The sequence below is a fragment of the Marinimicrobium alkaliphilum genome (assembly GCF_003259155.1).
GTDB classification, from domain to species: domain Bacteria; phylum Pseudomonadota; class Gammaproteobacteria; order Pseudomonadales; family Cellvibrionaceae; genus Marinimicrobium_A; species Marinimicrobium_A alkaliphilum.
Window position 1 is genome coordinate 81,344 of sequence record NZ_QGMQ01000006.1, and the last position, 19,512, is coordinate 100,855.

The 19,512-nt window shown below is 60.3% G+C and carries 15 protein-coding genes; 9 read left to right on the forward strand and 6 right to left on the reverse strand.

Going from position 1 to position 19,512, the window contains the following annotated elements:
• Positions 1–37 precede the first annotated feature (37 nt).
• Positions 38–1,951 (reverse strand): TonB-dependent receptor domain-containing protein, encoded by a 1,914-nt coding sequence (locus tag DKW72_RS10965; RefSeq protein WP_111642416.1) that lies wholly within the window; start codon positions 1,949–1,951, stop codon positions 38–40.
• Positions 1,932–3,314, reverse strand: a complete 1,383-nt coding sequence (radA, locus tag DKW72_RS10970; RefSeq protein ID WP_111642617.1) for a DNA repair protein RadA — start codon at positions 3,312–3,314, stop codon at positions 1,932–1,934. Before radA ends, DKW72_RS10965 begins: the two co-directional genes overlap by 20 nt.
• A 211-nt stretch (positions 3,315–3,525) precedes the next feature.
• Here radA and DKW72_RS10975 point away from each other — a divergent pair, with 211 nt between their 5' ends.
• Positions 3,526–5,133: an L-lactate permease gene (locus DKW72_RS10975; RefSeq protein WP_111642417.1), complete on the forward strand. Its 1,608-nt coding sequence runs from the start codon at positions 3,526–3,528 to the stop codon at positions 5,131–5,133.
• Positions 5,134–5,219: 86 nt separating this feature from the next.
• Here the strand turns inward: DKW72_RS10975 and DKW72_RS10980 are convergent, their stop codons facing one another.
• The 3 genes from DKW72_RS10980 to DKW72_RS10990 form a co-directional block, all read right to left on the reverse strand.
• On the reverse strand, positions 5,220–5,426 hold the full coding sequence (locus DKW72_RS10980) for a cold-shock protein (RefSeq protein ID WP_111642418.1): 207 nt from the start codon (positions 5,424–5,426) through the stop codon (positions 5,220–5,222).
• 313 nt (positions 5,427–5,739) lie between these two features.
• The gene (locus DKW72_RS10985) at positions 5,740–7,383 is read right to left on the reverse strand and encodes a methyl-accepting chemotaxis protein (RefSeq protein ID WP_198411316.1); all 1,644 of its coding nucleotides are present in this window, start codon (positions 7,381–7,383) and stop codon (positions 5,740–5,742) included.
• 157 nt (positions 7,384–7,540) lie between these two features.
• Positions 7,541–8,221, reverse strand: coding sequence for a Pr6Pr family membrane protein (locus DKW72_RS10990; RefSeq protein WP_157960465.1), 681 nt, complete (start codon positions 8,219–8,221; stop codon positions 7,541–7,543).
• A 15-nt stretch (positions 8,222–8,236) separates the two neighbouring features.
• Here DKW72_RS10990 and DKW72_RS10995 point away from each other — a divergent pair, with 15 nt between their 5' ends.
• From DKW72_RS10995 to DKW72_RS11030, 8 genes are all read left to right on the forward strand, one after another.
• Positions 8,237–9,655, forward strand: a complete 1,419-nt coding sequence (locus DKW72_RS10995; protein WP_111642421.1) for an MATE family efflux transporter — start codon at positions 8,237–8,239, stop codon at positions 9,653–9,655.
• 13 nt (positions 9,656–9,668) lie between these two features.
• Positions 9,669–9,806, forward strand: coding sequence for a diguanylate cyclase domain-containing protein (locus DKW72_RS11000; protein WP_198411317.1), 138 nt, complete (start codon positions 9,669–9,671; stop codon positions 9,804–9,806).
• Between the two features lie 177 nt (positions 9,807–9,983).
• On the forward strand, positions 9,984–11,561 hold the full coding sequence (locus DKW72_RS11005) for a glycoside hydrolase family 28 protein (protein WP_198411318.1): 1,578 nt from the start codon (positions 9,984–9,986) through the stop codon (positions 11,559–11,561).
• 104 nt (positions 11,562–11,665) lie between these two features.
• Positions 11,666–12,796, forward strand: a complete 1,131-nt coding sequence (locus DKW72_RS11010; RefSeq protein WP_111642424.1) for a DnaT-like ssDNA-binding domain-containing protein — start codon at positions 11,666–11,668, stop codon at positions 12,794–12,796.
• Positions 12,708–13,379, forward strand: coding sequence for a replication protein P (locus DKW72_RS11015; protein ID WP_111642425.1), 672 nt, complete (start codon positions 12,708–12,710; stop codon positions 13,377–13,379). The genes DKW72_RS11010 and DKW72_RS11015 overlap by 89 nt, the downstream gene beginning before the upstream one ends.
• 73 nt (positions 13,380–13,452) lie before the next feature.
• Entirely contained in the window at positions 13,453–14,298 is an 846-nt protein-coding gene (locus DKW72_RS11020) for a glucosaminidase domain-containing protein (RefSeq protein ID WP_111642426.1), read from the forward strand.
• Between the two features lie 16 nt (positions 14,299–14,314).
• Positions 14,315–16,486 (forward strand): EAL domain-containing protein, encoded by a 2,172-nt coding sequence (locus DKW72_RS11025; protein ID WP_111642427.1) that lies wholly within the window; start codon positions 14,315–14,317, stop codon positions 16,484–16,486.
• Positions 16,487–16,504: 18 nt separating this feature from the next.
• Complete coding sequence (locus DKW72_RS11030) at positions 16,505–18,736, forward strand: hybrid sensor histidine kinase/response regulator (protein WP_111642428.1); 2,232 nt, start codon at positions 16,505–16,507, stop codon at positions 18,734–18,736.
• A 173-nt stretch (positions 18,737–18,909) separates the two neighbouring features.
• On the opposite strand, the gene DKW72_RS11035 is transcribed toward DKW72_RS11030, so the two are convergent.
• Positions 18,910–19,503 (reverse strand): hypothetical protein, encoded by a 594-nt coding sequence (locus DKW72_RS11035; RefSeq protein WP_111642429.1) that lies wholly within the window; start codon positions 19,501–19,503, stop codon positions 18,910–18,912.
• Positions 19,504–19,512: the final 9 nt, after the last annotated feature.

Consider the following 19,512-nt stretch of genomic DNA (forward strand, 5'->3'; position numbering starts at 1 on the left):
TCGACGCTTTTTGGCCGCGCTCGGGTGAGTATAGCAGCTAGAAACTCAAGCTGAGGCGCGCCTCATAGCGGCGCCCAGGGCTGGGGTACTGGACGTTCATCCCGGGGGCGTAGGTCTCCCGATAGCCGGCCACCTCGCGGTCGGTCAGGTTGTCGACCCGAAAGCCGAATTCCCAGCCGTCATCGACCCAGATGAAGTGTGTCCCGAACAGGGTGTGTCCAGCCACCTTGCCTTCGGCATTGGCCTCATCCCCCAGGCGATAGCGCGAGCCCGTATAGCGGGTATCAACATACCAGGTGAAGTCCCCAGACCTGTACGCCAGTGCCAGGTTGCCGGTATTGGCAGCGACCCAGGGCTGGTCGTTGCCCGCATAATCGCCCGCCGCAACAGCCGCATCGGTGTAGGTGTAATTGAGGCTCAGGTCCCAGGCGTCACTGATCGGGTAACGGCCATCCAACACCGCGCCTCGGCGATCAGACTCGGGCAGATTGACGTTGGCCGTCTGTTGACCGTCGTAGGCCAATTCGTTGTCGATGGTCATGTCATAGAAAGCCGTCTGCCACTCACCGAGACGACCGCGCCAGGCCGCGCCGACTTCGTGGGAACGGCTGGTTTGGACATCGAGTCGGTCGACATCCGGCAGGGTCCAGGCGTTCTCATCAACATTGGCAAAACGGAAGCCATCGGCCCGGCGGCCGAACAAGCGGACATTGCCGGTGAGTTGGTAACTCAAACCGATGTCCTTGGCCGTCACCCGCTGCTCGTATTCCGCGCCCGAGTCCGGCTGGCGATCGTCAACCTGCGAACGGCGCAGACCGGCGGTCAGGTTCAGGGTCTCGGTCAACGGATAAATCACATGGCTGTAGTAGGCGTCGATGGTCTGCTCGGCACGCACATCGCCCCACTCGCTGTAGCGTGCATAGTCCGCATCAGTGCGGTCGTAACCCAGGGTCCAGGTGGCTATGCCATTGGGTGCCCGATAGCGGTTGACCAGCCGCGGAGAGTAACTGTTCACTTCCGTGACCTGGGTCAGAGGAACGCTGACCTGGCCTTGCACTTCTTCGTCCCGATGACTGTAATCCATCAGAAAGCGCCACCCCGGTGCCAGGCGCCACTGGCCGGCCAGGCGGGTGAGACGGGTTTTCTGGTCCGAGTAGTCCTCCGGCGTACTGCTCTGACGGCGGTTTTCAGCGGCGGCCTCATCGGTAAGAGGACCCGGAAGGCGCAAGCTGTCATTCACCCACTGGCGCTCAATCAGCAAATGACCGCCGTCGAATCGATAGCCCAGACTGGCAACCAAATTTTCAGTATTCTGGTCGTGATTGTCGCGGTAATTATCGGTGTAGCGCTTCTCGCCGTTCAGGCGCACGGTCACACCGTTGCTATAACCTTCATTCAAGCTCAGGCGGTAGCTGGCGGTATCAAAACTACTGCGCGTCACGTCCAGACTGCCGTAGGCTTCCTGCCCGCGCACCTGACGGGTAATGATATTGATCACACCACCCACGGCCTGGTCGCCGTAAAGCACCCCTGCGCTGCCCTGCACGATTTCAATCCGCTCCACATCCTGCAATGCCACGGTATTGAGTGCGGGTCCCGCCAGGGTTGGATTGTTCAAGCGCCGACCGTCCACCAGCACCAGGGTGTTATTGGCGGCATTGCCACTGAAACCGCGCATCGACACCGTGGTGTTGCGGGTACCGCTGCCATCACTGTCGAGCAGTTGAATACCGGCTTGGGCGCGCAGCACTTCGGACACCTGCGTCGCCCCACTGGCGCGAATCTGGTCCCGGTCAATCACCACGATGGGGGCCGCCACCGGCAGTGCGGGACTTTCGGCCCGGGTTGCACTGACGTAGATGGTTTCAGTCTGCGACTGGCCCTGTGCCGCACCCGCCAGCGACCAAAGGGCCAAGGCCAGGGCACCCGGTTTAAAAATTCTGTACTGCATCCAGAGCCTCGGAAAGATGTTTGACTGCAATAACTTCAAAGTCTTTGTGTTTTTCGCGCGGGGCGTTACCGTGAGGCACAATGGCTTTGCGAAAACCGTGTTTGCTGGCTTCGCGCAGACGCTCCTGACCGCCGGGCACCGGCCGAATTTCTCCGGACAATCCCACCTCGCCAAAGACCATCAGGTCCTGGGGCAATGGCCGGTCGCGAAAGCTGGAGACGATGGCCATTAACACCGCCAGGTCGGCACTGGTTTCCATCACCCGCAGGCCGCCCACCACATTGATAAAGACATCCTGATCGCCCACCAATATACCGCCGTGGCGATGCAACACCGCCAAGAGCATGGACAAGCGGTTCTGGTCCAGGCCCACCGCGACCCGGCGCGGATTGCCCAGGTGACTGTCGTCCACCAGTGCCTGAATTTCCACCAAGAGCGGGCGTGTGCCCTCCCACATCACCATTACCACCGAGCCGGAAGCAATGTCGTCGGCACGCTGTAAGAAAATCGCCGAAGGATTGCTGACTTCTTTCAGCCCCTGCTCGGTCATGGCAAACACGCCCAATTCGTTCACCGCACCAAAACGGTTTTTACTGCCGCGCAGGGTCCGAAAGCGCGCGTCGTTATCACCCTCCAGCAGGATCGAACAGTCAATCATGTGTTCCAACACTTTGGGGCCGGCAAGCGAGCCGTCTTTGGTGACATGGCCGACAAGAATCAGAATGGTGCCGGTCTGCTTGGCAAAGCGGGTGAGGTAGGCAGCGCTCTCGCGCACCTGGGATACGGAGCCGGGCGCCGATTGAATATCCGCCATATGCACCACCTGTATGGAGTCCACCACCATCACTTTGGGTGCCAGCTTCTGCGCCGTGGCGCAGATACTCTCGACACTGGTTTCACTCAGCATCTGCAACTTATCGGTGGGTAACTTCAGGCGTTGGGCGCGCATGGCCACCTGCTGCAGGGACTCTTCCCCGGTGATGTAGAGCGCGGGCAACCTCTCCGCCAACTTGCACAGGGTCTGCAGCAACAAGGTACTTTTACCGGCCCCGGGGTGACCGCCAATCAGGACCACGGACCCGGGCACCAATCCGCCGCCGAGCACCCGATCGAACTCACCAGCGCCGGTGCCTATACGCGGCAGATCTTCCAGACTGATCTCGGCCAGGGTCTGCACGGCATTGGCACCGGCGCTACCGGCGTAACCCTCGAAGCGGGCCGCTCGGTTACCCGGTGTCGGACCAAGGCGCACTTCACTCAGGCTGTTCCAGGCCCCGCACTCGCTGCACTGGCCTTGCCACTTGGTGTAGTCCGCACCACAGTCATTACAGACATAGGCCGCTTTGGTTTTGGTTTTGCTCACCACAGAACGGTTTTCCTTCAGTCAGTTACATTATCCGGCTACTCTACAAGGAGCACGGCGGTTGGGGGAGCGTGTGCGGGACTCGCCGTAAACCCGTCCCTGGGGGCTCGAGCGCAGCATCCCTGCTGCGCACGGTCCCGCACACGCTCCCCCAACCGCCTCCGCAGTGCTTCCGAACAGAGCATACTAACGTAGAAGGACGTTTCCGACCATGAACCTGTGGCAATTGTTGACCGCCTTGATGCCGGTGCTGGCGGTGTTTGTACTGCTGGTGCTACTGCGCCTGCCCGCCAGCCGGGCCATGCCCCTCAGCCTCGCGGTGGTGGCGGTGCTCGCCGCCTGGGTCTGGCAGGTCCCGGTGCGGCAGCTGGCGGCGTCAGTGCTGGAGGGCTGGATTGTGGCCAGCTCGATTCTGATCATTCTGTTCGGCGCACTTTTGTTGCTCAACGTCCTGCGATTGGCGGGTGCGCTGGATGTGATCCGCAACGGTTTTTTTCATATTTCGCCGGACCGGCGGGTGCAGGTGATCATCATCGCCTGGCTGTTCGGCGCATTTCTTGAGGGTGCCAGTGGTTTTGGCACCCCGGCCGCGATCGGTGCACCCTTGATGGTGGCCTTGGGTTTTCCGCCCCTGGCGGCGGTAGCGCTGGCGCTGATTGCCGACAGTTCGCCGGTGTCTTTTGGCGCCGTGGGCACGCCGGTGTTGGTGGGTCTGGCGCAGGGGTTGCCGGACACCAGTGCCGAAGAGTTGCAGGCCATTGCAGAGACCGCCATCAGTATCGATATTTTTGTCGCCAGTTTTTTGCCACTGCTGATGATTGGTCTGCTGACCCGTTATTTTGGTGCCAACAAATCGTGGAAAGAAGGGTTAGTGCTCTGGCCGTTTGCGCTTTTTGCCGGGCTCGCTTTCACCCTGCCCGCCTGGCTCGTGGCCTGGGCCCTGGGGCCGGAATTCCCCTCGGTGATTGGCAGCCTGGTGGGCCTGGTACTGGTGGTGAGCGCCGCGCGCCGGGGCTGGCTACTGCCCGGGATTCCCTGGCGCCTGCCCGGCGACCCAGCGCCCAACGCAAGCGATGCCGCGGACCCGAGTGCTACCCCTATGCCCCTGTGGTTGGCCTGGGCACCCTACGTGCTCGCCGCTCTGGTGCTGATCGCCACGCGGGTGGATGCCCTGCCCTTCAAGGGCTGGCTGCAGGGCGTCAGCCTGAATTGGCGCAACCTGCTGGGAACAGAGATCAGTACCAGCCTGACGCCGCTGTATCTGCCCGGCACCCTGTTTGCGCTGGTGGCGTTGGCAGCCTTGTTACTCTACCGCCAACCCCCGCGCTTAGCCGTCGCCGCGGGCAAGGCGACGTTGCGCAGCCTGTTGCCGGCGACCATCGCCCTGGCGGCCTCCATTCCCCTGGTCCGGATTTTTCTGAATTCGGGCGTCAACACCAGCGGCTTGGGTGCCATGCCGGCGGAGTTAGCCCAAGGCGCCGCGCTTCACATGAGCAGCTACTGGCCCCTGGTCGCCCCTTTTATCGGCGCACTCGGCAGCTTTATTGCCGGATCGGCGACCTTTTCCAATATGATGTTCGCCAGTCTGCAGCAAGAAGCGGCGCTCGCCACGGGGCAATCACCACAGCTGGTACTGGCCCTGCAGATGCTGGGTTCCAATGCGGGCAATATGATCTGTGTAATGAATGTGGTGGCCGCCGCTGCGGTGGTCAACCTGACCGGTAGGGAAGGCCAGATCATCCGTCTGACTCTGGGGCCGATGCTGCTCTACTGCACCGCAGCGGGCGCCATCGGCCTGGCACTGGCGCTGGGGCTTTAAGTGCGCCCAAAAAAAATCCCCGCCGAAGCGAGGATTTTTTGGGCAAGCCCATCGAATCACAGCGGGTGCATCAGCACCCGGCGGATTTAGATGGCTTGTACGTTAGAGGCTTGCGGGCCTTTGGGGCCTTGCTCTACGGTGAAGCTGACACGCTGGCCTTCGGCCAGGGTTTTGAAGCCAGAACCAGAAATGGCGCTAAAATGAACGAATACGTCCGGGCCGCCTTCCTGCTCCAGGAAACCAAAACCTTTTGCTTCGTTGAACCACTTAACTGAACCGGTAACTTCCGACATACTAATCTCCAATAGCAAGCGAACTTGCCAAAAAACAAATAAAATGAACCCATCTGGGCGATGATCTGCCAGAAAGAGAACTGATTACGAGAACAAAACGGAATGCTACGGTGTTTCAGCGGCTTTGACTGGGGCTTGCTGCTATCGGCCCTAGAGCCAATACCAAAACCACAGTGAAAGTGCAGTGTTACGTGGTATTCATCGAAATTGTAATGAAGCGAATCAGCTGTATTCTTTACCAGCGAGATTTAGTATGGACTACTCCCCCGGGGATGTAAAGCAAAACTGAACGCCCAAAAACAGGCCCTCCGCCCTAGTCGCGGGCGGTTCTAAATTGCCGGGTAATCTCGTCCAACTCTCTCGACGCCTGATTCAACAGCTGCGTGTTGCCCGCAGTATCATTGAGCTCCACCAACACCCGATCGCTGAGCTGGCTGAGCTTATTCAGACTGGCGGCAACTTCATTGGCCGTTTGAGACTGCTCCTCAGCGGCGGTGGCAATATGATGGGTCATATCAGTAATAGTGTTAATCGAGTCAAATATGGCAGCCAGTACCGCTTTGACCTCTCCCACCTGGGCGCGCATGGCATCTGAATGTTCGTGACTCGAAGACATGGACGTCACCGCCAGTCCGGTACCTTTTTGCAGAGCACCGATCATCTCCCGGATTTCGTCAGTGGAACTTTGAGTCCGGCTGGCGAGGGTCCGCACCTCATCCGCCACCACGGCGAAACCGCGCCCCTGCTCCCCGGCGCGGGCGGCCTCAATGGCGGCATTCAGGGCCAGCAGATTGGTCTGTTCGGCCACCCCGTGAATGACATCGAGTACTCCGCCAATGGTCTGCGACTGCTGATCCAGCTCTGCCATCGCCTGACTGGTACTGGCAATTTCTTCCGCCAGATGCTCCATCGCATCACGGGTGGATTGCGCCTGGCGCTGACCACTGCTCGCGTGCTTGCTCGCGTCTTGAGCTGAGCTCGCGGTTTCGGTAATACGCTGGGCGACATCCTGGGCGGTAATACTCATTTCCTCCACAGCGGAGGCCACCGTATCCAGCTCTTTTTTCTGCCGATCGTAGGACGTCCGAGCATCGGTCATGGCCTGTTCGACCTGTTCGGAAATCTCCCGGTTTTGGCCGACCACCTCCCGCAGCCGCTCGATAACACCGGACAGCTTATCGGTAAACTGGTTGAAATTCTTGCCCAAGGCAACCAGCTCGTCCTTGCCCTGCGTGTCCAATCGTCGGGTCAGGTCGCCCTCGCCCGAGGCAATGTCCGCCATCGCCCGAGTCACTCGGCGCAGAGGTTGCACAATACTGCCGGCCACGACCAAACTCAGACCGATAAGTAACGCGACACCAATAGCAGCGATAACAAACTGGAATGCCATGGCCGCCCAAAAATCCCCGCGCACATCATTCAGGTAGACACCGGTCCCCAAAACCCAATCCCAAGGCTGAAAACCCTGCACATAAGAGATCTTTTCCACCGGCTCATCGTGCCCGGGCATGGGCCAGTAGTAATTGACAAACCCCTGCCCGGACGCGCGCACCTCGCGGTTCATTTCCCGGAACAGATACTTGCCGTTGGGATCCTGAATATCGGCGATGCTACGCCCATCCAGATGGGGACTGAACGGATGGCGAACCATCACCAGATCATTGGTGTGAATCCAGAAATAATCATCGGCGTCGTAACGCAGGGCGCCAAGCACGGTTGCCGCTTGAGACTGGGCCTCGTCCCGGGTCAGCGCTCCCGCGCGCTCCTGAGCGTGATAGTGTGCAAGGATATCCATGCCCGCCTCGACCATATGCTGGACTTTTTCGGCTCGGGCATCGAGCAGGCTGGTGTGAAAACTGAAAGCGAAGCGCCCCAGCAGCCCGACCACGACAATCAGGGTCAGCAACACGAGTCCCATCAGGCGCTGGGAAATCGAAAATTGACGTAACAGTTGCATGGTTCCAGGCTCCAAACCTAGGCCGCTGCGGCAGGCAGCTGCGCTTGCGCGATACGGCGGCATTGACGGCAAATGACATACCGAAAAGTAAAAGCGGTCATACGCTCTATAGTATTAACGGCAGCCAAGGGCATTTATTAACGAGTCTAGAGCAGATTCAGGCCTTTGTGGTGCTGCGGTAGCGCCAGCGACTGAGCGCAACCAGTCCCGTCGCGAGGCCAGCATAGAGCCCCAACAGCCCCATCGCATTGAGCGCGACCCGCCCAAAGCCCAGCTCGCCGGCATCCAGGAAGGGATAGGGGTAATCGGCACCCGTAAACGACAGTGCCAGCACCCCGGCCAGATAAATCAGCGGATACAACAGCCACACGCCAACCCAGCGATAACGCAGTCCGACCTTGGCTGTGTACAACCACCAGTAGACACATACCAGTACCGGAATCACATCGTGCAGCAGGATATCCACGAACCTGCGCAGCCCCTCAGGCTGCCACTGGCTGCGGAGGACCAGGGTATACACCAGCGCCACCAACACCAGGCTGACCACCACAAGGCCCATAAAGCCTGGCGCCCCGAGACGCGCTAACGGCGACCAGGGCACGACACGGGTAGCGCTCAACGCCAAGGCCGCGAGCAACGTGGTGAGCACGGTAAAATAACTGAAACTGCCGAGCACGGCCTGCCAGGCGGGCAATTCAGGTTGCTCGATGACGGCCAGCCCCAAGCGCAGCGCCAGCGTCAGCCAGATCAGTGCGATCGCTGCCCAGACCCAGAGCGAACGGCTGTGATACTGTCGATTCATTTCCGGTATAGTGTCCGCCTGTTTTTTCCAGAGCATGTCGGAACCCCTATCATGAGTCAACCGCTCGTCAGCAGCCCCCCCTCGAAGACCGGCTTCCTGCGGCAGGCACTTCCCGAGTGGCGAGCACTGGCAATCCTGGGCGGACCGATTCTGGTGGCGCAATTGGCACAGATGGCCAACAGCGTCATCGATACGATTATGGCGGGTCACGCCAGCGCCGAAGACCTGGCCGGGGTGGGCATCGGCTCGAGCCTGTGGGTACCCCTGGTACTTTTTTCAATGGGCGTGCTGAGCGCCATGCAGCCAATGATCTCGGGTTATAAAGGAGCCCGACAGCCGCGCCGGATCATGCCCGTGACCTGGCAAGGCATTTACATCAGCCAGGCCGCAGCCCTAGGGATGATTTTGTTGGTCATCAACGCCGGACCGCTGCTGGCACTGTTCCAGCTAGAACCGGACACCCGCGCGATCACCGAGGGCTACCTGAAGGCACTGGCCTGGGGACTCCCCGCCATAATGCTACTCGGTGCGCTGCGCGGACTTACCGACGGCCTCGGTCACACCCGGGTCATTATGCTCTTTTCACTGCTGGCTACCCTGATCAACCTGCCCCTCAACTATATTTTTATTTACGGCAAGCTCGGTGTTCCCGCTTTCGGCGGTGTGGGCTGTGGCTGGGCCACCACGCTGTCCCACTGGCTCGCCCTGATCGGGCTGCTGCTTTATCTTAACAGCAGCAAAATCTATCGCCGCTACCACCTGCTGGTGTGGCGCACGCCGCCGCAGTGGGCCGTGATGCGTCAGGTGTTACGCCTGGGGTTGCCCATCGGCGGGGCGCTCTTTGTCGAGGTCAGCATGTTCTCGGTTATCGCCCTGTTCCTCGCGCCACTGGGAGCGACCGTGGTCGCCGGCCATCAGGTGGTGCTCAACGTCGTCTCGCTGATGTTTATGGTGCCTTTGAGTCTGGGCATGGCCCTGACCCTCCGGGTCAGCTACTTGCTGGGCGCCGGGCACCCGGAAACCGCCCGAGCACTGGCTCGCAGCAGCATGCTTCTGGCGCTGGGCGTCGCAGCCCTCTATGCCCCGGCCCTGTTGTTCGGACGCAATCTCATCGCCCAGCTCTACACCAACGACCCGGCGGTGATTGAGGTGGCTCTGACGCTGATGGTGTTCGCCGCCGCCTTTCAGGTAGCCGACGTCCTCCAAGTCGCCGCCATTCACGCCCTGCGCGGCTATCGGGACACCCGTATTCCGATGTTTATTATGCTGCTTTCTTTTTGGGGCATCTGTTTGCCGCTTGGCTACCTTCTCACCTTCACTGAGCTGCTGGGCCCGGCCCTGGGGGCTCCCGGCTTCTGGATTGCACTGACTACGGGCCTCGCCCTGGCGAGTGTACTGTTAGGGTGGCGCCTGTGGCTGGTAACCCGCGCCACCGGCCGAGCGGCGGCGGGAACGGCGACAAAACATTAAGTTTGGTAAAGGTTTGGGGCCGGTTACAGTGAGTCTCGGGGTCGCCCGGGGGCAGTCAGGCGACAGCCGGAAAACCTGGATCGGACGTGCAGATAAGGCCATGTACGAGGCCAAGCATCTGGGTCGCAACCGGGTCGTACGCGCCGATTAACACTTTTTAGCACTGATGGACGCAATCATGACTCTGCCAAGAGTTTGTGTCAGAATAGGGGCTTTGGCACTGGCACCCCATTTTGGGGGCTTACAGATGAGCCGGAAGACCCACAGACCATGAATTCAAAAACCGGGGTACGACCCTCCGAGAACAATGCATAACGGGAGAGAACGCATGCAAGTAACAACCTTGAAAGGTATGGCTTCAGCCGCGCTGCTGTCGCTGGGCCTGACCCTGGGTGCCTCAGCGAACGCCGACACCCCTTACGAAATCGCGCCCATTCAGGCGCCCTTCCCCATGCCGCAGATGGAGCGCCCGAGCATTCCGGATCGTACCTTCAATATCCGCGACTTCGGTGCTGAAACCTTCAGCGGCAGCCAGACCAGCGACAAACTCGTGACTGAAGCTATTCACCGCGCCATCGAAGCGGCCAACCGCGCTGGCGGCGGCAAAGTGGTCATCCCGCGTGGCCAATGGCTGACCGGTCCGATTCACCTGATGAGCAACATCAATCTGCATGTAGAGGAAGGTGCTCAGGTCTTCTTCACCACCGACCGCGAAGAATATCTGCCGGTTGTACTGCAGCGCCACGAGGGCGTCGAGGCCCTGAACTACTCACCGCTGCTTTATGGCACGGGCCTGAAGAACGTCGCCATTACCGGTAAGGGCGTGTTCGAAGGTCAGGGCGAAAGCTGGTGGGAGTGGTACCGAGAGCTGGGTGCTCCGCCGCGGGCCGTCGCCGCCAAGTCTCCGCTGTCACGCCGCGACTTCGGCAAAGGCTCAGGTATGGAAGGCATGCGCCCGAGCTTCCTGCTGCTGTGGGAGTCCGAGAACATTCTGATCGAAGGCATCACCCTGAACGATTCGCCCTTCTGGAACGTTCATCTCGTCTACAGCGAAAACGCCATTGTGCGGGATGTTCGCGTCAACAGCCTGGACGCACCGAACGGCGACGGTATCGTGGTGGACTCCTCCAAGAACGTGCTGCTAGAGTACAACCACCTGGAAACCGGCGATGACGCCGTGGTGATCAAATCCGGTATGAACGAGGATGGTCTTGCGATCAATATCCCGACCGAGAACGTCGTCGTGCGCAACTTCCGCGCCGTGAACGTACGTACCGGCTCCGGTGGCGTCGTGTTCGGCAGTGAAACTTCGGGCGGCATCCGGAACGTCTACGTCTACAACGGCTTCTTTGACGGTGCAGACCGCGGCATCCGCTTTAAAACCGAGCGCGGTCGCGGCAACGTGATCGAAAATATTCATGTGCGCGACATCGAGATGCACAACATCACCTATGAAGCCATCAACGTGAACACCTTCTACACCGGCCCCTCCGCCATGGGTCCGTCCCCGACGGTGCGCGATATCTTTATCCGCAATGTCAGTGTTGACGGCGTACCTACCGGCATCTCCTTTATCGGCTTGCCCGAGAAATGGCTGGAGAATATCCACCTAGAGAACATCGAAATTAAAAACGCCGAGGTCGGTGCCCAGTTCAATCGCGTCAAGGACCTGTACCTGAAGAACGTGACCATCAGCTCCAAGTCGCGCGCTCTGACCCTGGATCAGGTGTACGAAGTACGCACTGAAGACCTGACCCTGCGCGATGAGACCGGGCGCAACCCGCTCTACATCATGGGTCCGGACACCGGCGCGATCTTCGTCGAAGACGACATCGAAGGCCGTATCGACTTCGGCCCGAGCTTGTCTGACGAGATCCTGAACCCGGAAGACAGCCAGGCCTGGTAAGGCCCTGAACCCCGGCGGCCCACCGCCGGACGGTTCTCCCCAAACCGCACAGTGCCCTCCGGCCTGTGCGGTTTTTTGTGTGCGGTAATGGTAAAGTAGGCGCCATGAGCTCATCCCTGATCCCCGAAAAGCCCCTGACGGTTTCCCCCGCTCTGGCCGCCACCATCGGCCTGGAGGAAGCGGTCATGCTCACGCTGCTCAACGAAGCGGCACTCTACCGCCAACGCTCGACCGGTGCCGGGCGCGAGTGGCTGGTCCTTGAGCAGACCCTGGTAGAGCAACTGATGCCCTTTTGGAACGCCCACGACATCCAGCGTGTCAGTCGCAACCTGGCCGACAAAGGCGTCATTCTGCTGGACTCTGCGCCCTACGGCGAGAGCCGGGAGCTGCGCCTGGTGTTCAACGAGCAGGCCGAAAACCCGGCGCCTTCAGTCGCAGCGCCCACACCCAGCCCGACCCGCGGCGCGAGCCTGATCGGCCCGCACTGGCAGCCGGACCGGGAGCTGATGGCCCAGATTGCCCAGCACAATATCCCGGAGTTTTTTGTGCGCGAGCAGCTGCCCGAATTCATCACCTACTGGCGCGAACGGGCCGAGGCCCACCATGCCTGGGGCTCAAAATTCCTCAAACACCTGCTGCGCCAGTGGCGCGAACGCGAACAGAGCACCCAGCGCCGGGACCAGCAGGTGCCCATGAGTAGCGGCTGGCGCCCAAGCCGGGATGCCCTTGAGGTATTGGTCAAACACGCCAATATCAGCTTGGCGTTCATTGAGGACGCCGTTCCCGAGTTTGTGCTCTACTGGCAGGAGCGCGGCGACATCGGCCGCACCTGGAACAGCAAGTTCATCCAGCACGTCAAACGCCAATGGCTCCGCTACAACGCCGCGCTCGAGCACGACCCCTCGCCCCGGCGCATTGCGGATGACTGGCAGCCCAGTCAGGATGTGTACGATGTGCTCCGGCTGGCCAATATCGACGTCGACTTTGCCCGTCAGGCGGTGCCTGAGTTTGTGCTCTTTTGGCGCGACAGTAATCAGCTGCACAGCTCCTGGAACACAAAATTTCTCCAGCATGTAAAATACCAATGGGCCAAGCACAAGCAACGGGCCCTGCAACCCCATTCATCGCAACAACAGGCAGGCCAAGATGCAGGACAGCAAACCGCTCATCGATCAGGTCACACGCGCGATCGCAGCCTCGTCCAGGACCTCACCGACCGCAGCTGGGCCAGCTGAGCAGCCCCGCCCCAAACCCACCGATGGCCACATTGATGCCATCAATGAGGCTTTTGCGCTGTTTCGGATCAATTACCACAATCAATATTACAAGGCCTACAGCGACGAGCAGACCCTGGCCCAAATCAAACGCCTGTGGCTCGACAGCCTGAGCCAGTTTGAACCCGATTCCATCCGCCGTGGGGCGCGCAAGGTGATTGAAACCAGCGACTACCTGCCCACCCTCAACCGTATGATCCGCGCCTGCCAGGGCGATCCGGAAAGTTACGGCCTACCCGATGCCCACAGAGCTTACGTGGAGGCTTGTCAGGCCCCCAGCCCCAAGGCCGCCTATTCCTGGAGCCACCCGGCGGTTTACCACGCTGGCGTCGCCAGTGACTGGTTCTTTCTCACCAGCAGCCCCGAAAGGGCCGCGTTCCCGGTGTTTGAACGTAACTATCGACGCCTGTGTGAGCAGGTGATGAACGGCGCTCAGCTCCCGGTTCCTGACGCTCCGGCACTCCCGGAACATATCGACACACCCCTGTCCAAAGCCGAAAACCAGAAACGTCTGGATGCATTACGCCGAGAGCTGGACTTGTAAAATCCCTCTGCACTGGCGGCAAATCCATCTATACTCATTGAAATGGACGTGGTTATAACAAGGTTTATTTTCTATGCAACACACGCTGTTTCGCACGCTTCCCGGCCTGGCGTTTATTGCCTACGCGCTGGCCTGTCTGGCGCTCGCCTGGTGGCTGATTGCCCACCCGCCAGTCCAGGAAGAGGCCGAACTGGTCACCATTCCGCGTACACCCGAGCTGCGCCCAAGCCAAACACAGCTACCGGACATGGGGGCCATCAGCCATATTCCCGAACGCAAACAGGCCTTTATCGACCTGCTGCTGCCCATGATCGATGAGCGCAACCAGTATATTCGCAGCCTGCGCGTCGAACTGAGCGCCATGCACACCCAGGTCGAGATGGGAATGCCGCTCAGCCGGCGCCAGAAACAGCGCCTGGAACAATTGCGGATCCGTTACCGCCTGTCCCAGGAGCGGGAACCGGATACCCAAGTTGCGCTAGAGCGGCTGCTCAGGCGCGCCGATGAAATTCCGCCGTCCATGGTGCTCGCCCAGGCGGCCGCGGAGTCCGGCTGGGGCACCTCGCGTTTTGCCCGGGAAGCCAACAATATTTTTGGCCAGTGGTGCTTTACCGAAGGCTGTGGCCTGGTGCCGGGTCGCCGTCCGGAGGGCGCGCGCCACGAGGTTCAGCTGTTCGACAGTGTCGAAGCGGCGGTGCAATCCTATTACCGGAACATCAATACTCACCGGGCGTACCAGGCGTTCCGCAACCAGCGGGCCGAGCAACGGGCCAACGGCGATGTGCTCGATGGCCACGCCCTGGTCAGCACCCTGCTACACTATTCCAGCCGTGGTCAGGACTATGTCGACGAACTACAGCACCTGATCCGCTTCAATAACTTTGATGCCTACGACTGGCGAGTGACCGCGGCACGATAACGAGGAGGCGCCTACGATGCCCGATACACCGGTTTCGCAAAGCGCCCCTGCACGTCTACTGATTCTTGACGACGACGCACTCACCGGCGAAACCATCCAGCGCATTGCCACCTACGCCGGCTTTGATGTCCTGTGCACCGCCAACGCCGACGACTTTTTGGCCCGGGTCAACGACTGGGTGCCAGACATCATTGCCCTGGACCTCATCATGCCGGACATGGACGGCGTTGAGGTCATGGCTGAACTGGCCAAGCACCAGTGCCAGGCCCGGATCATCATTACCAGCGGCGTCGGCAGCCGGGTGCTGGACGCCGCCGGGCGCAGTGCCCGAGGACATGGCCTGAACATTGCGGGCATACTCCCCAAACCCTTTTCTGCCGGGGCGTTGCGCGAGCTGCTAAACACAGCGGTTGGCGAAGGAGGCCAGCTCACCGACCACCAACAGCAACGGGCGCAGGCCGAGCGCGCCTTAACCCTCAACGACCTGCGCGACGCCATTGCCACCCGCCAGATTCACCTGGCCTACCAGCCCAAAGTGGCCTGTCACACCGGCACCCTTTCCGGTTTTGAAGCACTGGCCCGATGGCATCACCCGGAACTGGGGTTTATTGCGCCGGACACCTTTATCCCCATGGCCGAAGAAAGCGGGCTGATCGACACCCTCACCGCCCAGCTCGCCGAAGAAGCGCTCGACTGGCTGGCCGGCCTGTCCTCCAAAGGCCCGGTCACCGCTCTGGGGAGCCACCTGCTGCTGCAAGTGCGTCTGTCGCTCAATATTTCTGCCCACTCGCTGGCCAACAAACAACTGTTTGACGACATATCCCAACGCTGCCGACAACTGGGAATCGATCCTCAGCGCGTGGTCCTCGAGCTGACCGAAACCAGTGCCATGCACGACGCCACCGCCTCGCTCGACAACCTGACCCGACTGCGCATGCAGGGCTTCCACCTGTCTATCGACGATTTTGGCACCGGCTACTCCTCCATGCTCCAGCTCGTACGCCTGCCCTTTTCGGAGATCAAGGTCGACAAAAGTTTTGTCATGACTGCGGCAGATTCGGAGGAATCACGGGTGGTCATCCGCTCCATCGTTGAACTGGGGCGCAGCCTGAAACTGAGTACCACGGCCGAGGGCATCGAAGACGCGAGCACGCTGGCCTACTTGCGGGAGTTGCGCTGTGATCTGGCTCAGGGCTATCACGTCGCCCGCCCCATGCCCGCCGAGGCGGTGTTGCCCTGGATAACCGAACGCGAACAGGCGCGCGAGCGCGACCGGATTGCGGCACTCAAACGCCTGAAACTGCTCGACACCCCCGACGAGGCACGTTTTGATCGTTTTACCCGTTTGGCCCAACGCCTTTTTCATGTCCCTATGGCACTGATTACCTTACTGGATGAAAACCGCCAATGGTTCAAATCCCGCCAGGGCCTGAGCCTGTCGGAAACCCCGCGCAGCGTAGCCTTCTGTAGCAAAGCCATTGAAACCGATGAGATGCTGATCGTCGCCGACGCCAGCCGCGACCCGCGCTTTCGCGACAATCCCTATGTCCAGGGACCGCCCCATGTGCGTTTCTATGCCGGCCAGCCGCTGTGCACACCGGAGGGCCACAAGGTCGGCACCCTGTGTGTAATGGACAGTGAAGTCCGGATGCTCTCGCCGCAGGATCAGAAGCTGCTACGCGAGCTCGGATTGTTGCTGGAACAGGAGCTGGCCCTCAACGCTCGGGACGCTACCGACCAGACCACGGGCCTGGTGAGCAAATCCGTCTTTCGTCGGCAGGCAGATGCAGCCTTCGAACTGTGCAAACGACTCGATCTGAGTGCGACCTTTATCAGTCTGCAACTGAGCAGTATTGCGCTCACCAACCAGGCGCTGGGACGGGACCAGGGTGACGCCATCATTCAGGAAGCCGGGCGAATTCTCGCTCAGGTAGCAGGCTCCGCCGATATTCTCGGTCGCTACCGCGGCACAGAAGTGGCTGCCATCCAACTGGAAATGAAGGAAAAAGACGCACTGACACTGGCGCAACACCTGAACGCCTATATCACAGAATGGAACAACGACCGACCAAGCGAGAACCATCAGATTCACTGCGAAATCGGTATCGCGTACCTGAAACCCAACGCGAACGAAACCCTGACCGATGCGCTAACGCGGCATTGGCGCCCGATTGCCATGGTATCCTGACTTCCGAGCGAGCCTCTTATGCCAGCGACTGGACCAACAAACCTGAACTTCGTAAGTGCTGCGCTCATTGTCGTCGCGTGCCTGGGCATATTTGCAGCAGACTCCTTGACGCCCCTGGGTTTCGCCCACGGTTTCCTGTATCTGCCGTTGGTGGTGGTGGCCGCCCTACGCCAGCAACGCCCACTACTCTGGCTCAGTACCGGCGTCAGTGTCATCGCCACTTGGGCTGGACTGGCAATTTCAGCCGAGGCTCCCGAAGGTACACCCATGGCGCTGGTTCTGTCTAACCGCTTGGGGGCAAGTCTGGCACTAATACTGCTGGCCACGGCGATCGACTACTACTGGCGTGTCATCGCACTGATGCGTTTGCACCACGCCGAAGCGATCGAACGCAGCCAGCAATTTGAATCCCTGACGGAAAGCCTGCCCGTGCAAATCTGGACCGCGACACCTGACGGGGTTGTGGATTACATCGGCAAAAAGGCGTGCGAACTGACCGGGAAAACCCGCGAAGAGGCTTTGGCCGACTGGCTCGGTTTACTGCACCCGGACGACCGGGAGATCACCACAAAGGTCTGGCTGGAATCGATCGCCAGCGGTACCGACTACCGGGTCGAATTCCGGCTTCGCCATCACTTGGGCCACTATATCTGGCACCTGACCCAAGCGACGCCCGAGCGCGACGATACCGGCAAGATCCTGCGCTGGATGGGCTCCTCCATCGACATTAGCTATAGCAAGCAACTGGAACTCGAAGCCCGGAAGCTGGCGGAGCGACTCAACACCACCGTCGAAAGCATTACCGACGCCTTCCTGGTCCTCGATCACAACTTCATCATCACCTACGCCAACCGCAAGGCTCAGGAAATTCTGGGTCCGAACGAACAGTCGTTGATCGACCAGCCCATTACCGACTACTGTGAAGAAGAGGAACCGAGCGCCTTTATCAAGGCCTTCGCCCAGGCCGTGGAGACCCAATCGCCGGTGTCCGTAGAGGCCTACTACGAGCCCCGGGACGTCTGGCTGGCAGTGCGCGCCTACCCCTCACGCGATGGCCTGACCGTGTATTTTGTCGATGTCACCGAAGAGCGCCAGCTGGCACAGGCGCTGAGCGAATCCCGGCATATGGAAGCAATCGGCCGTTTGACGGGGGGGATTGCCCACGACTTCAACAACCTGCTCACCGTCATTCTGGGCAATGCTGACACCCTTTTTATTCGGAGCCAAAACAACCCGGATGTTGAACGCGCCGGCGAACTGATCACCCAGGCCGCCGAGCGCGCCGCCAGCCTCACCCAGAGCCTGCTGGCCTTCAGTCGACGCCAACCCCTGGCGCCGGAAGCCATTGCCGTCAATGAGGCCCTCGACGGCCTGAAGCCCATACTGGAGTCCTCACTCGGGAGTCTGGTTGACCTGCGCTTTGATGTCGAAGCGGATCTGTGGCAGGCCCACTGCGACCTGAGCCAACTGGAGAATGCCTTGCTCAATCTGGCCCTCAATGCCCGTGACGCCATGCCCGAGGGCGGGCGCCTGAGCCTGCGCGCACGCAACATCACACTCGACCAGACCTTCACCAGCAGCCACAGCGATGTGGCTCCCGGAGACTATGTGGTGATCAGCGTTGAGGACAGCGGCGAGGGCATCGCCCCCGAGGATATCGAACGGATTTTCGATCCTTTCTTCACCACCAAGCCCCCGGACAAAGGCACAGGACTGGGCCTGAGCACCGTGTTTGGCTTCGTCAAGCAGTCTGGCGGCTACATCGCCGTCTATTCCGAGCCGGGAGAAGGCAGTCGATTCGATGTGTATCTCCCCCGCTCCCGAGGTCAGGCCGACACCGCGCCGGAGCCGTCGCCGCCCGGGACTCCCGCGCAGACAGTCGCCGCAAGCGCCGAAGGTCGGCACCTGCTGGTGGTAGAAGATAATGATCAGTTGCGGGAAGTGGCCGTGGCGATGCTTGAGAGCGCGGGCTATCAGGTCACCACGGCAGGCAGTGGCGACGAGGCCCTGACCCTGCTCGACCGGCGCTTCGACGGCGTTTTTTCGGATATCATCATGCCCGGCGATACCAACGGTGTGGCATTGGCCCGGCACCTGCGCCAACACCACCCGAATATCCCCGTTCTGTTGGCCTCAGGCTTTGCCGAGGACACCCTGAGCGACCGCCACCAGCTGGCAGACCTGCCGCTGTTGCACAAACCCTATCGGCGCGAGCAACTGCTCAACGCCCTGGCGGCACTCTGGCGGTAGCGCTAGTTCTGGTGAACCCAGTTGCCGTCCTTGTCCGTCACCAGCCACTGCTGGGATTGCCAGTAAAAACGCCCGCGCTCTGAGCTACCCGCCGTACAGTTGTACTGGACACGGCCCGGGCTCAAAGGCTCGTTGGCACTATGAGGCTTTCGACGTTAATGAGGCCAATGGATTCAGTCACAATCGCGCACCTCCTCGCGCCCGACAAATTCCACCTCCCGCTCAGTCGCCTCGATGGCCACCAGGCAATAGGAGTAGCCCGCAAGGTCATGGACCCCACAGCCCAAGCCAGGGATTACTGTCAGGTAGTCAACCTGGACTTTCGCATCATCACCGGCAATGCGCTTCACTACCGTTTCGTACTCCAGATTGGGCGTCCCCCCATACGCCAAGGCCAGCACGTGCTGTTCATAAAAGTCAATTTCCGGTGGTGGTGGCGGCTCCGAGTAGTGTTGAAGTGCCAGGTAGATCTCCCGAAAACGGTGGGCATTGTCCACCCGCTCACTCAGGCCGCCGTCAGCGTCCCCAATTTCCGTCCCAGCTCCGCTGTTTAGGGAAATTTCCGGGCACGCTATGGCGGTATAGGACTCTTCGACCAGACCATCATCTTCAATAGGACCATCATCTTCGATCGGGCCGTTGTCTTCGGTCGGTCCATTGTCCTCGACCAACCCACTCTCTTCGAGGGGCCCCTCATCGTCCGAACCGCCGCAGGCGGCCAGAAGGCCAAAAGCAACGATTAAAAATATCGATTTATTAAAACTCATGAACTTCTC

What these genes read in the sequence shown, in the direction of transcription:
- DKW72_RS10965 (WP_111642416.1), bottom strand. Translation starts at nt 1,951, where the DNA reads ATGCAGTACAGAATTTTTAAACCGGGTGCCCTGGCCTTGGCCCTTTGG.
- DKW72_RS10975 (WP_111642417.1), top strand. Translation starts at nt 3,526, where the DNA reads ATGAACCTGTGGCAATTGTTGACCGCCTTGATGCCGGTGCTGGCGGTG.
- DKW72_RS10980 (WP_111642418.1), bottom strand. Translation starts at nt 5,426, where the DNA reads ATGTCGGAAGTTACCGGTTCAGTTAAGTGGTTCAACGAAGCAAAAGGT.
- DKW72_RS10985 (WP_198411316.1), bottom strand. Translation starts at nt 7,383, where the DNA reads ATGCAACTGTTACGTCAATTTTCGATTTCCCAGCGCCTGATGGGACTC.
- DKW72_RS10990 (WP_157960465.1), bottom strand. Translation starts at nt 8,221, where the DNA reads ATGCTCTGGAAAAAACAGGCGGACACTATACCGGAAATGAATCGACAG.
- DKW72_RS10995 (WP_111642421.1), top strand. Translation starts at nt 8,237, where the DNA reads ATGAGTCAACCGCTCGTCAGCAGCCCCCCCTCGAAGACCGGCTTCCTG.
- DKW72_RS11005 (WP_198411318.1), top strand. Translation starts at nt 9,984, where the DNA reads ATGCAAGTAACAACCTTGAAAGGTATGGCTTCAGCCGCGCTGCTGTCG.
- DKW72_RS11010 (WP_111642424.1), top strand. Translation starts at nt 11,666, where the DNA reads ATGAGCTCATCCCTGATCCCCGAAAAGCCCCTGACGGTTTCCCCCGCT.
- DKW72_RS11015 (WP_111642425.1), top strand. Translation starts at nt 12,708, where the DNA reads ATGCAGGACAGCAAACCGCTCATCGATCAGGTCACACGCGCGATCGCA.
- DKW72_RS11020 (WP_111642426.1), top strand. Translation starts at nt 13,453, where the DNA reads ATGCAACACACGCTGTTTCGCACGCTTCCCGGCCTGGCGTTTATTGCC.
- DKW72_RS11025 (WP_111642427.1), top strand. Translation starts at nt 14,315, where the DNA reads ATGCCCGATACACCGGTTTCGCAAAGCGCCCCTGCACGTCTACTGATT.
- DKW72_RS11030 (WP_111642428.1), top strand. Translation starts at nt 16,505, where the DNA reads ATGCCAGCGACTGGACCAACAAACCTGAACTTCGTAAGTGCTGCGCTC.
- DKW72_RS11035 (WP_111642429.1), bottom strand. Translation starts at nt 19,503, where the DNA reads ATGAGTTTTAATAAATCGATATTTTTAATCGTTGCTTTTGGCCTTCTG.